The organism is Streptococcus sp. SPS1, from assembly GCF_030439915.1.
Lineage (GTDB): Bacteria > Bacillota > Bacilli > Lactobacillales > Streptococcaceae > Streptococcus.
This window is the reverse complement of sequence record NZ_JAQFJG010000021.1, coordinates 1-12,053: the sequence shown is the minus strand read 5'-3', so window position 1 is coordinate 12,053 and position 12,053 is coordinate 1. Positions and strand designations below refer to the sequence as shown.

11 protein-coding genes and 2 pseudogenes are annotated in these 12,053 nt (G+C 39.1%); 10 read left to right on the top strand and 3 right to left on the bottom strand.

Annotated features, from left to right (window positions below; all coding sequences use genetic code 11):
• Positions 1-59 precede the first annotated feature (59 nt).
• The 4 genes and pseudogenes from PCY12_RS09985 to PCY12_RS09970 all read left to right on the top strand — a co-directional run.
• Positions 60-281, top strand: a pseudogene (locus PCY12_RS09985) (hypothetical protein); the annotation flags it as partial.
• Positions 282-530: 249 nt separating this feature from the next.
• Positions 531-728: pseudogene (locus PCY12_RS09980) on the top strand (hypothetical protein); the annotation flags it as partial.
• Positions 729-755: 27 nt separating this feature from the next.
• On the top strand, positions 756-1,172 hold the full coding sequence (locus tag PCY12_RS09975) for a transmembrane domain-containing protein (RefSeq protein ID WP_301352771.1): 417 nt from the start codon (positions 756-758) through the stop codon (positions 1,170-1,172).
• 234 nt (positions 1,173-1,406) lie between these two features.
• Positions 1,407-2,315, top strand: coding sequence for an Rpn family recombination-promoting nuclease/putative transposase (locus PCY12_RS09970; RefSeq protein ID WP_301352769.1), 909 nt, complete (start codon positions 1,407-1,409; stop codon positions 2,313-2,315).
• 414 nt (positions 2,316-2,729) lie between these two features.
• On the opposite strand, the gene PCY12_RS09965 is transcribed toward PCY12_RS09970, so the two are convergent.
• Positions 2,730-3,941, bottom strand: a complete 1,212-nt coding sequence (locus PCY12_RS09965) for a CAP domain-containing protein (protein ID WP_301352768.1) — start codon at positions 3,939-3,941, stop codon at positions 2,730-2,732.
• 383 nt (positions 3,942-4,324) lie between these two features.
• Between PCY12_RS09965 and PCY12_RS09960 the strand changes: the two genes are divergently transcribed.
• The 6 genes from PCY12_RS09960 (at position 4,325) to tatA (ending at position 10,532) form a co-directional block, all read left to right on the top strand.
• The gene (locus tag PCY12_RS09960) at positions 4,325-5,722 is read left to right on the top strand and encodes an N-acetylmuramoyl-L-alanine amidase (protein ID WP_301352766.1); all 1,398 of its coding nucleotides are present in this window, start codon (positions 4,325-4,327) and stop codon (positions 5,720-5,722) included.
• A gap of 168 nt (positions 5,723-5,890) precedes the next feature.
• Complete coding sequence (gene efeO, locus PCY12_RS09955; RefSeq protein ID WP_301352765.1) at positions 5,891-6,763, top strand: iron uptake system protein EfeO; 873 nt, start codon at positions 5,891-5,893, stop codon at positions 6,761-6,763.
• Positions 6,764-6,768: 5 nt separating this feature from the next.
• A complete protein-coding gene (efeB, locus tag PCY12_RS09950; RefSeq protein ID WP_301352763.1) occupies positions 6,769-7,983 on the top strand; it encodes an iron uptake transporter deferrochelatase/peroxidase subunit in 1,215 nt (404 codons plus the stop codon).
• A complete protein-coding gene (locus PCY12_RS09945; RefSeq protein WP_301352762.1) occupies positions 7,958-9,646 on the top strand; it encodes an FTR1 family protein in 1,689 nt (562 codons plus the stop codon). Before efeB ends, PCY12_RS09945 begins: the two co-directional genes overlap by 26 nt.
• A complete protein-coding gene (gene tatC, locus PCY12_RS09940; RefSeq protein ID WP_301352761.1) occupies positions 9,647-10,378 on the top strand; it encodes a twin-arginine translocase subunit TatC in 732 nt (243 codons plus the stop codon).
• Positions 10,362-10,532: a twin-arginine translocase TatA/TatE family subunit gene (gene tatA, locus PCY12_RS09935; RefSeq protein ID WP_000512113.1), complete on the top strand. Its 171-nt coding sequence runs from the start codon at positions 10,362-10,364 to the stop codon at positions 10,530-10,532. Before tatC ends, tatA begins: the two co-directional genes overlap by 17 nt.
• A gap of 134 nt (positions 10,533-10,666) precedes the next feature.
• Here tatA and PCY12_RS09930 read toward each other — a convergent pair whose 3' ends face one another.
• Both PCY12_RS09930 and PCY12_RS09925 read right to left on the bottom strand, forming a co-directional pair.
• Positions 10,667-11,026: a type II toxin-antitoxin system RelE/ParE family toxin gene (locus tag PCY12_RS09930; protein WP_301352759.1), complete on the bottom strand. Its 360-nt coding sequence runs from the start codon at positions 11,024-11,026 to the stop codon at positions 10,667-10,669.
• The gene (locus tag PCY12_RS09925; RefSeq protein WP_023941319.1) at positions 11,016-11,300 is read right to left on the bottom strand and encodes a type II toxin-antitoxin system RelB/DinJ family antitoxin; all 285 of its coding nucleotides are present in this window, start codon (positions 11,298-11,300) and stop codon (positions 11,016-11,018) included. The genes PCY12_RS09930 and PCY12_RS09925 overlap by 11 nt, the downstream gene beginning before the upstream one ends.
• Positions 11,301-12,053 lie beyond the last annotated feature (753 nt).

Below are 12,053 nucleotides of genomic sequence, written 5' to 3'. Positions count from 1 at the left end.
ACCCAGGTATAACGAGTGTCGCAGACAAGACAGAATACTATAAACAGGGCGATGATGTCATGAAACGTGTGACGACATATGATGTCAATCGTCAAACCGGAAAAGTTACTGCAAATAGTACTGAGACGAAATTCTCAGCCAAGAGTACGCTTCGAAGTTTAGTAGATGAGGCAGCCAACACGGCTCTAAGTTACAAGTATCACAATGCTGACAAAGATAAGAAAGATGCTTTTGATAAAGCTATAGAAAAAGCTAAGGCTGTTTTAGATGATGTATATGCTTCTCAAAAAGCAGTTGATGAAGCTAGGGATAATCTAAAACTAGCTAAAGAATCTTTGAATGGAATTTACATATCACCGTATACTCCACAAGCAGATCAACCTCAACCTTCTACTCCTACTCAGCCAGACCAAGGAGGCACAGAGACACCAACAACTCCATCTAGTCCAAGCGCTCAACCGTCTCAACCAACTGCTCCGGGTCAACCTGCAAGTCCTGCTCCAGCTCCGACTCAAGCACCTAGAGCGGCAGCAAGCGCTTCGGCTAGCTCAACGAGCACGCAAGCTCCAGCTCAAGAGCAAGTTGACAAGTCTGAACTTCGTGCCTTGAGTCAAGAGTTAGACCAACGCTTGAAAGCTTTGGCAACAGTATCTGATCCGAAAATCGATGCAGCCAAGGCGGTTCTCCTAGATGCTCAAAAAGCTCTGGAAGATAGTGCCTTGACAGAGCAAGGTCTGCGTACTGCAGTAGAGTCTGTGAAGGCTGTCTTGGACTCTCTCAAAGATGTGAAAGCAAATGCTAGCGACAGCAAGCCTACACAGGACAAGAAAGATGCTAAGCAAGGAACGGAAGATAGTAAGGATTCAGATAAGATGACTGAAACAAACTCAGTTCCAGCAGGAGTGATTGTGGTCAGTCTACTTGCTCTCCTAGGCGTGATTGCCTTCTGGTTGGTTCGTCGTAAGAAAGGGTCAGAAATCCAGCAATTAAGCACGGAATTGACCAAGGTTCTCGGACAGCTAGATGCAGAAAAAGCGGATAAAAAAGTCCTTTCCAAAGCCCAAAAACTTCTCCAAGAAACCCTTGATTTCGTGAAAGAAGAAAATGGCTCAGCAGAGACAGAAGCTAAACTAGTAGAGGAGCTTAAAGCAACCCTTGCCAAACTCAAGTAAAACATGATTTATGAAATGTCAGACCTAAAAGACATTTTCGTTCACAAAAGCAGCGACGAGTAACCCTTGTCGTTGCTTTTTGGCTATTTGTTAAATGATGTTGTTATCGCGCAAGTGTTCCTTATTTCATTTAAAATGATATAGTTTGAACTTTCTTTTCCGAATAAATAGATAGTAGCAGTAAATCTAGCAAACCTAGATTTAAAACTGTGGTATAATAAAAGGAGGAAAAGGATGATTCTCAGACATCCGGGCATTAGCCCAACTAATGATTTGGTTGCTAAGAAGATTTTTAGCAATCCAGAAATCACTTGTCAATTTATTCGCGACATGCTGGACTTGCCAGCCAAAAATGTAACCATTTTGGAGGGAAGTAACATTCACGTCTTGCCTTCCGTACCTTACTCGGCACAGGATTTCTATACCAGTATAGACGTTTTGGCGGAGCTAGATAATGGAACGCAAGTTATTATAGAGATTCAAGTTCATCATCAGAATTTTTTCATCAATCGCCTGTGGGCTTACTTGTGCAGTCAGGTTAATCAAAATCTTGAAAAAATTCGCCAACGTGAAGGTGATACCCACCAGAGCTATAAACACATTGCACCAGTATACGCTATCGCAATTGTAGATAGTAATTATTTCTCAGATGACCTAGCTTTTCATAGTTTTAGTATGCGAGAGGACACGACAGGTGAGGTTTTAACTATCACCAATAATGGACAAGAAAACCATCTGGTTAAGATGGCGTTCTTGGAATTAAAAAAATATAGAGAAACCAGCAAAGATAGTATTCGCAAACCGTGGTTAGAGTTTTTTGGGAATAAGCCCTTTACCCAACAACCCGAGCGAGCCATTAGCCAGGCAGACCAACTGCTAGACTATAAAAGCTGGTCCGAGGAGGACAGGAAAATGTTTAGTCAATTACGTATGCGCGAAGAACAAGCCTTGTTAGCGCAGGACTATGCCTTGGAACAAGCAGAAGAAAAGGGCTTAGAACTTGGACTTGAACGCGGTCGTGCTGAAGGTAGTTTGTCTATGCTACTAAATCTCGTTCGCCAAGGTCTTCTGACATCTGAGGTTGCCAGCCAGCAGTTAGGAATGACTGTTGCTGAGTTTGAGGCGCTATTGGAAGTGGTTTAGATACATATATATGCTCGACCTGAAGAAACACGGGTTTGGACTGGTATTTGTATACTCAATAAAAATCAAATAGCAAATTAGAAAGCTAGTCGTAGGTTTCTCAAACTCCAGTTTTGAGGTTGTAGATAGAACTGACGAAGTAAGTAATATATAGACACGACAAGGCAAGGGTGATGTAGTTTGAAGAAATTTTAGAAGAGTATAGTAAAATGAAATAAAAACTGAACAAATTAGTTGAGAAATTCAAACCAATTTTTAACAATGTTTCAGAAACAACAGTGCTCTATTCCAACTTCAATCCACTATATTAAAATCTAAGATAAGAGCTATACTAGGTAAATAAAAATCTCTATACTATCTGAAAGTGAAGATTACTCACTGTGAGATAGTATAGAGTCTTTTTGTTGTGTTAAATTATCCTACCCATTCACCATTGTCATTGACACGGTAGCCGTCAGGGGTCGTTGTATTGATTGCTAGGACGCCAGAGCTATAGGTATAATACCATTTGCCGGATACCTTCATCCAGCCTGTTTTCATAGCACCTGAGCTATCAAGGTAGTACCAGCTACCATTATCTTTGAGCCAACCAGTCTTCATAGCGCCTGAACCGTCGAGATAGTACCAGCTACCGTCTTTCACCCAGCCAGTTTGCATCCAACCAGAGTTGTCAAAGCGATACCAAGTTCTATTTATTTTTTCCCATCCATTACTCGTGTATGAGCCGTCATTGTGTTTAAACCACCAACGTCCGTTTGATTGAATCCAACTTCCGAAGTATTGGGAATGATTGAACCCATTTTTCTGACTTGAATTTGTATTTGCAGTTTTGGTTTTATGAGTTCCGATAGCATTCAAGTCTTTGTCAAAAAGATTCGCCTTAGTCGCAAATGTTTGAGTCTGAGAAGAATTTGCTTCTGTATATTGAATGGCCTTTCCATAACCACCAGCTAATTCTTCAGAGCCACCAGATGCTGTTCCGAAACTTTGTGCAACGGTAATCCATCCATTTTGAGTGACAGGGTTTTCAAAGGCTGCCAACCCCATATAGGTCAATTTTGGGTTAATTAAGGATTCGTAGTGTCCAGTTTGACCAGAGACACTTGCCCCACTACGAGATTTGACGTAATTTGCTTTTTCTTCATACCATTGATTAATAGCTGTCATAAATCCGTCATAGTTCCAAGCTAAGTTTTCGGCTAGTGAGAAATTTCCTGAAGGCCAGGCACTCCAAATATCTTTATTAGATAAACGTTTATGATTCATAGTTACAGAAGCTTCTGCTGCACGAACGAAGGCTGTTTTTTCTAGTGCAGTTGACCATTTGATAGGAACATAGCTAGTAACTAGACCTTCGTCTGCTGCCTCTTTTCGAATGGCATTGATACGGTCTAAGATAGCCTGTTTATCTGGCGTTAAGAAAGTCCCTTCAATCCCAACTAGAGTAGTACCAGAAGAAGCACTAGTGACCTCAGAGTTTAAGATATGGTAGGATTGACCATTGATTACTTGAGTGGAAACCAACCTATCATTAGCGGCTACTGATTGTGATGTAAGAGTTCCAGCTCCTAACAAGGAAAGTACTAAAACTGTAGCAAGTGTGAACTTTTTAGTTTTATTGTTCATTTTGTGTCCTCCTATTTTTATTATAACATCTCTACTGGGCAGAGTAAACTAAAATTCGGTATAGCTAGGGACTAGATTTATTTTAAATTTAGATGTTTGCAAAAATTTTTCTTAAATTTGGTGTATAATATAAATAGATGATTTTAATGAAATCTACTCGACTTGTTCGATAACTATCTGAAGCGAGATGAGGTGTTCAGAAATTGAATTTTTAAGGTTCCAACTTAGCCATACTTTTTAGGTTTCACATCTTTAAATCAACTAAACAATACATAACATCCTATAAATTATAGTTTGTAGGATGCAGAACAAATCTTCCTTCATCAAGGAAATCAAAGAACTCAATAAAACAGGGATTCCATTCCCCTAGAAAGGTTAAATAAATGAAATCATATAAGAAATTTACGATTCTTGCTCTAGCTCTTCTTGGATTCACTAGCCAAACAGTTCTAGCTAATGATGCTAGTCATTCTACGAATAACTCTACCGGTAGTTCAGCTACTAGCTCTGCAAATGCTTCTCAAGCAACTACAGAAAACCAGCCAACGACTCCTAGTTCGAGTAAGCAGGAGACAAAGCCAACTCTTTCTACTGAGTCTAAGCTACAAACTGGTTGGGTAAAAGAAGACGGGAAGTGGACTTATTATAGTCAAACAGGTGTCAAATTTACAGATACTCTTTATGAGGGCTACCTATTTGATAAGAATGGTTACTTACTTGAAAATAGCTGGTATCAGATGGCTAACAAGTGGTACTACGCCAATGGCTCAGGAAAATATCTGTCTAACCAATGGAGTCAAATCAATGGTAAATGGTATGCATTTGATCAAAATGGTGTCATGATGGCTAATACCTGGAAGGGAAATTATTACCTGAAATCCAGTGGGGCTATGGCAGATAAAGAATGGGTGTACGATCCTAACTACTCTAGCTGGTTTTATCTTAAGCCAGGCGGACACTATGCTGAACAGCAATGGGTTGGCTCTTACTATCTAAAATCTGGTGGCTACATGGCTCACAAAGAGTGGATTTATGATCAAGATTATCAAGCTTGGTATTATCTTAAAGAAGATGGCGTTTATGTCACTGGAACTTATACTATTAATGGAAGTAGCCATTTTTTCAAAGATAATGGTAAATGGGTGCAAGAACTTCCAAAAGGATTTGAAAAGGGGCACTATACTAAAACTATCTTCCTAGATCCTGGGCATGGTGGACGTGATTCGGGTGCTTATTATTATGGAATAGCTGAAAAAGATTTGAATCTACAGGTCTCTCGTAAATTACGGAAACGTTTAGAAGAACTTGGCTATACAGTTTTAACATCTCGTGATAGTGATGTGGATGTTGACTTTGTGACGGAGCGTTCTCGTATGGTAAATAAAACGAATGCAGACTTCTTTATTAGTATTCATTTTAACGCTACTGGGAATGACACAACACTGAATCTGGGAATACAGACTTATTCTTATAAGGAAGAAGCGGGTTATCCGAGCAAGATTAACCAGTACTGGCATAATAATCCAGACCGAATGAGTGAAAGTAATCGTTTGGCCGCTGACCTTCATTCATCTCTCTTGACTGAGACAGGAGCTAGGGATGCTGGGCTTTTGCAAGCCACCTTCGCTGTTCTTCGTGAGACTGCAAAACCTGCTGTGTTATTAGAGTTGGGTTATATGGATAATCCAGAAGAAAACCAACGAATCCGTAGTGACCAATACCAAGATAAGTTGGTTGAAGGTATTATTAAAGGAATTCAAAAATATTACGCTGGAAATTAAGAAACTAGATCAAACTAAGCTTTGGAGATTTTCCTAGGCTTAGTTTTTTGCATTTGTAATGCTATTCATAACATTAAATTGTCTGAAAATTTATTGAAAAATGAGTGAAAACATGGTATAATGAAACGTAAAATTAATTCAGGTTTCCTGAATCGATAGGAGTATACAATGAAAAAACTAGGTTTTGTCCTTTTATCTTCAGCCTTGCTATTGACAGCTTGTGCTGTTAGGTTTGAAAAATCAACAGAGACAAATAATTCTTCTAAGGTAACAGCCTTGTCTGAGGACAAGCAAAAAATGCTTGATAAGGCCACTGCCGAATATAAGACTTTTGTACAAGAGCAAATCGATAAGCTATTGACAGATACGGAAGGCTTTGTCAAATTGTTGAAAGAAGGTAAGTTAGAAGAAGCTAAGAAGGTTTATCCACTGATTCGTATGTCCTATGAGCGTTCAGAACCAATTGCCGAGAGTTTTGGTGAATCGGATGTCAAGATTGACTTCCGTTTGGCAGACTATATGGACGAAAACAAGACAGAAGAAGGTTGGTCAGGTTTCCACCGTATCGAGCGTATCCTTTGGGAAGACAATACAACTAAAGGAACTGAAAGCTATGGCGATCAGTTGGTAAATGATATCAAGGAATTGAAAGCCAAGATTGCAACTGTAGATGTGGACTACAAGGTTATGCTGACTGGAGCAGTTGACTTGCTTAATGAAGTGGCAACAAGTAAGATTACAGGTGAAGAGGAAATTTATTCTCATACAGACTTATATGACTTCCGTGCTAATATCGAGGGAGCTGAGAAGATTTTCCAACTCTTTAAACCTTTACTTGAAAAATCAGACGCTAACCTAGTTAAAGAATTGGAAGTAGATTTCAAATCTGTTAATAGCTTGTTGGACAAACACATGACCGACAAGGAACACTACAAACTCTATACAGATTTGACAAAAGAAGATACCAAAGAATTGTCAGAAGCCGTGACAAAACTTGGTGAACCTCTATCACAAATGGGTAAATTTCTTAGTGGAGAATAAGAGTCATGACTGAAAAAGACGAAAAGTTTTTTGAGAAGAAAATGGACCGTCGAGAATTTCTAAAAAAAGCAGGGATTGGAGGGGCTGGTTTAGCGCTAGGACTCTCTGGTGCTTCTGCTTTTTTCGCACCTAAGCTTGGGACTCAGGAAAAAATCTCGTACGGAAATGAAAAAATTGCTTTTTATGGTAAGCATCAAGCAGGGATTAGTACGCCCATGCAAAAGAATATCTATTTTGTTGTCTTGGATTTGCATACGACGGATAAGGATAAGATTATCCAGCTATTCAAGGATTGGACGGATTATAGTGCCAAGTTGGTCGAAGGGGAACTGGTCAAAAAAGATGGCCAGAATACTCTCTTGCCTCCTAGCGACACTGGTGAAACAGTGGGGCTCAATCCTCATCGTTTGACACTAACTTTTGGTGTGTCTGCAAGTTTCTTGAAAAAGATGAACTTGGAAAACAAGCGTCCTCAAGTGTTCAGAGATTTACCGCCTTTTCCTAAAGAGCAATTGCGTGAAAAATATACAGGTGGAGATATTGTCATCCAGGCTTGTGCAGATGATGAGCAAGTTGCCTTTCACGCTATTCGCAATCTCATCCGTAAGGGGAGAAATGCCGTGACCCTTCGCTGGAGTCAGTCTGGTTTTGCAGCAATCGGGGATCGAATGGAGACACCGCGTAACCTCTTTGGTTTTAAGGATGGAACAGCAAATCCAACCAAGGAGCAAGACTTTGACCGTGTTATCTGGGCTGATAGTAAGGACTGGATGGAAAATGGCTCTTATATGGCAGTTCGTCGGATTCAGATGTTTTTAGAGACCTGGGACCGCACTAGTCTCGAAGAACAAGAAAATACATTTGGCCGTTACAAGGAAAGTGGTGCCCCCTTTGGAAAGAAAAATGAGTTTGATGAAGTGGATTTGAGTCTTTTGCCTGATGATTCGCATGTTCGGTTGGCTAAGGAAGTAGATAAGCCACTTTTGCGTCGTTCTTACTCTTACTCAGATGGGATTGATGAAAAAACTGGTCAGTTTGATACAGGCTTGCTCTTCATTTCTTTCCAGAAGGATCCTGATAACTTTGTCAAGGTTCAAACCAATCTAGGTGCTACTGATAAGATGAATGAATACATCACTCACATCGGTAGTGGACTCTTTGCTTGCTTTGGTGGTGTGGAGAAAGGAGGCTACATTGGTCAGAAATTATTGGAAGGCTAAAAGCTGGTTACTAGTTTTAGCTTTGTCATTTTTTATTCTTTCCCCAGTAGGTGCCCAAGAAAGCTTGAGTTCTTACTTTGTAAAAATCACAGATGCTTCTAAAGCGGTCAAAAATGGGAATCAGTCTGAGGCACAGAATCTCGTTAAAGAGATGGCAACAGACTTTGAAAGAGTAGAAGATAGCAATTCTGAGGCTGGTAAAGTCGTCAAGGAAAAGCTAGCCCAGTCAGGCGAGATTACTGAAGACAAACTCACTGAAATTTCTTCAGCCTTATTAGCTTTTGAAAAAGAACAAAATCCTGTTGACCTAGATGCGGAAAAGGAAAAATTGGTCAACCGTCTAAGTCCTCGTTTTGAAGACTTAGAGCAGGCCATTGCCTCCAAAGATTTGGAAAAAGTTCGAGAGGCCTTTAAGAAAATGAATTCCACTTGGACCATCAATGAAAGTGTGGTTCGTGACAATAGTACAGCTCATTATGGACGTGTTGAAACAGCTATTTCCTTCCTGCGTAGTAGCATGGAAACCGAGCCTACAGATTTCAACTCCATCCAGACTTCCTTTGAGGACTTAAAAAAGGCTATTGATGATTTTGTGAGTGGAAAAGAAGTTGCAGAAGCATCTTCTGATTTGAGTCTTAAAGATGGTATTGCCCTTTTGAAGAAGGCTTTGGAACAATTCCAAGCTGGTGACCAAGCATTAGGAGTAGCCAGTATGAAGGAATTTATTACCATTTGGCCAACGATTGAGAGCTCTGTTAGCACGACCAATCCTTCCCTCTATACACGAGTGGAAAGCGAAAGCCCTGTGATTATGGTCAAGGGAAATGAGAAGGACTACCAAGAAAAATTAGAAAAACTGATTGGAGATTTATCACAAATTGATACCAGTGCACGTTACAATGCCTTTGATGCTATGCTCATTCTCCTAAGAGAAGGAGTAGAGGCTCTCTTAATCGTTATGGCCTTGGTGACGACCTTGAAAGCAGCTAAGATGCGAAAAGGGCTCAAGTGGGTTTATGGTGGCTCTATCACAGGAATTATGGCCAGTCTGGTCATTGCTTTTATCCTGCAAATTGCCTTTCCAGCAGTCACATCAGGCTCCAATCGTGAAATCATAGAAGGAGCAGTGGGGATTTTTGCAGTAGCTATGATGATTTTGATTGGAATCTGGCTCCACAGCAAATCCTCAGTCAAAAAATGGAATACCTTTATGGAGTCACAAATGGAAACAGTGACTAAGACAGGATCTTTTATTTCCATGTTTGCTCTCAGTTTTCTAGCTGTTTTCCGTGAGGGAGCAGAAACCATTCTCTTTTATGTTGGGATTTTACCAAGGATTTCTAGCTTTGAATTTGTCTTGGGTATTTCACTTGCCTTACTGGTTCTGGTAATTATTGCCCTTGTGATGAACAAGGCCAGTCAATTCTTCTTGCCACATAAGGTCTTCTTTATCCTGACTTGGATGATTTATGCCCTAGCCTTTAAGATGCTGGGGGTTAGTGTCCATGCTCTTCAGTTGACCAATATGGCACCAAATCACTTGTTGACAGGATTTCCAACAATTGACCTGCTTGGAATTTATCCAAGTTGGGAAGGTTTGGTCAGTCAGCTAATCTTTATTGTTATTGTCTTGATTGTCACTTTCAGACAGGGTGAAAAATAGATGGATAGAAAAGAATTGACAATCGTTGAACATCTGGTAGAATTTAGAAAGAGATTATTGGCTGTGGTCATTTGTTTCTTTTTGGTATTCTGTGTCTCTCTGCTGTTTGCAGACCAGATTTACCAGTATGTGACCCAATCTTTTCAGCAAAAGTTGATTGTTTTAGGCCCTAATGATATTTTATGGATTTACATACGTTTGGCTAGTCTGATGGCCTTCACCATCACCTTGCCTTACACGGTGTATCATATCTGGTCTTTCATCAAACCAGGTTTAAAGAAGGAAGAGGCTAGAGCTGTCTTTGCCTATATTCCAGCTAGTTTCCTTTGTTTTCTAGTTGGACTGGCTTTTGGTTTTTACTTTGTAACACCAGCCATACTTCAGGTTTTATTAGGGCTAGGAGAAGGACTATTTGAAACGCAGTTAACAGCTCAAAATTATCTGTCTTTTGTTTTTCAAACGACCTTGCCTTTGGCTCTGATTTTTGAATTGCCAGTTATCATTGCCTTTTTGACGTCGATTGGACTTATTGGACCAGAATTATTGACTGCTTATCGCCGATATGCTTATTTTATCTTATTGGTACTCGCAGTCATCTTAACACCAGCTGACTTTGTCAGCGATTTGGCAATGACTGCCCCCTTGATTTTACTCTATGAATTAAGTATTGCCATCAGCAAATACATTATGAAACGCAAGCAGAAAGGAGAGAGAAATGGGAATCTTACGTGATATCGGAGCACCAGGATTGATTATCATCGTTTTAGGAGCTCTCTTGATTTTTGGACCAAAACGATTGCCTGAACTAGGCGAGTCAATCGGTAAAATGCTATCTGAATTTAAAAAAGCAGTTAAAGGAACTGAAAATCAAGATAAGGAAGAGTAAATCTGCTCTAATAAAAAACTTTGTACTCTAGAAACCATCGTGTGGCTAACTAGAGTGCAAAGTTTTTTTATTTTTTAGTTAAAATGAAGATTGTGTTCCTTATAAGTACAAGGTTATTAAGAGAGTGGTGGACATTAAAATGATGATTTTGAGTTTTTGTTATTTTTGCTTTGGAGCAAGGTAACATAGTCACTTTTGGTGTGGAATAAGTGGGAAAGAAAAACAGTTCTTTGAGTTTGGTCGATAAAGTAAAGAAAGATATACTGACCGATAATTTTTCCTCGCGTAGGGTACTTACTGTTGATTTTTAGTCCTATTTTTTCATCTGCATCAAAGCCAGCTTCAGGAAAAGTTTCTAAACTTTTTAAGCCGTCTAGAATTTTGGCCACAGTATTTTTAGCAGACTGAGGTGATAAAAGAACAGTAGTAATGTAATCATGAATACTGTCAATTGCCTGACTCACTTCAGTAGATAGAATCACTTTATAAATCATATCGTAGCCTCATGTCATCTAGAGAAGTTCCTTGTCCGGATTCATATTCTCTTAAGGCGCGTTCAGATTGGGCTTGTAGCTCCTGAATCAATCGTTCACGGTGTAAATCTTCTGCAGTTTTTATTGGCAAATCCTGTTCGAGAACAATCTGCTCGATAAAAAGACTAATAGCATCCGTCATAGTCATTCCTTTTTCCTTAATGATAGCTCTAGCTTGTTCCATTGATGATTCATTGATTTTAAAATTGTATTGCTTAGTAAGTGATGTCGTCATGGTATATCTCCAATCTATACTATATATAGCTAGTATATATCTTTTATACTTTTTAGGCAAGAAAAAACTTTGTACCCTGGAAACTATCGCATGGCTAGCTAGAGTGCAAAGTTTTTTTGAGTTTGGAACATGAAAACAGCAGTTGATTTCAAGAAACAAAAAAGAACAGCCGAAGCTGTCTTTTTATCATTATTTGAGACCGTATTTTACAAAAGTATACTCTGTAATGTTTAAATCCTTATTAAATCAACGTTTCTAAAGGGAAAGTAGCTGTAAAATATTATATATATAGCGTATTGTTAAACCAAGACGGTACCAAAAAGGTACCAAAAATTAAGGTTTCGGAGCTTATAAAATAAAGAAAGATGTCTCAGGTGTTTGAGATTTTTTTTTGACAAGAAAAAACTCTTGAATATAATCCAAGAGTAAAACGAATAGGACCAGTGGTGGCAGGGGTTCTTTACAGCATAAAGCTGAAGGCAGTACCTAACCTGTACCTAAAACAAGTACCTTTGAGCAAACTGTTACCAGTCACCCGACAAACATCCTATCCTTGGTTATAGTTTAGGATAAATAAGAGAGAATGTCAATAATAATTTTTATTAACTTAGAAGTTTGTAATATTTCGTAACTTCTCAAAGTAATTTCCACTTGCCTAATCAAAGTGGAAATTAGTCTAAAACGGATTTTTATGGTGGAATTAAGTGTGAGACGTTTGAGTTAGAAATGAGGTCTACTATGACAAAACATAAA

Bases quoted from the DNA above. Each gene is read 5' to 3' on its own strand.
- efeB (WP_301352763.1), top strand. From the start codon at position 6,769: ATGACTGAAAAAGACGAAAAGTTTTTTGAGAAGAAAATGGACCGTCGA.
- PCY12_RS09925 (WP_023941319.1), bottom strand. From the start codon at position 11,300: ATGACGACATCACTTACTAAGCAATACAATTTTAAAATCAATGAATCA.
- PCY12_RS09970 (WP_301352769.1), top strand. From the start codon at position 1,407: ATGATTCTCAGACATCCGGGCATTAGCCCAACTAATGATTTGGTTGCT.
- tatC (WP_301352761.1), top strand. From the start codon at position 9,647: ATGGATAGAAAAGAATTGACAATCGTTGAACATCTGGTAGAATTTAGA.
- PCY12_RS09965 (WP_301352768.1), bottom strand. From the start codon at position 3,941: ATGAACAATAAAACTAAAAAGTTCACACTTGCTACAGTTTTAGTACTT.
- PCY12_RS09930 (WP_301352759.1), bottom strand. From the start codon at position 11,026: ATGATTTATAAAGTGATTCTATCTACTGAAGTGAGTCAGGCAATTGAC.
- tatA (WP_000512113.1), top strand. From the start codon at position 10,362: ATGGGAATCTTACGTGATATCGGAGCACCAGGATTGATTATCATCGTT.
- PCY12_RS09960 (WP_301352766.1), top strand. From the start codon at position 4,325: ATGAAATCATATAAGAAATTTACGATTCTTGCTCTAGCTCTTCTTGGA.
- efeO (WP_301352765.1), top strand. From the start codon at position 5,891: ATGAAAAAACTAGGTTTTGTCCTTTTATCTTCAGCCTTGCTATTGACA.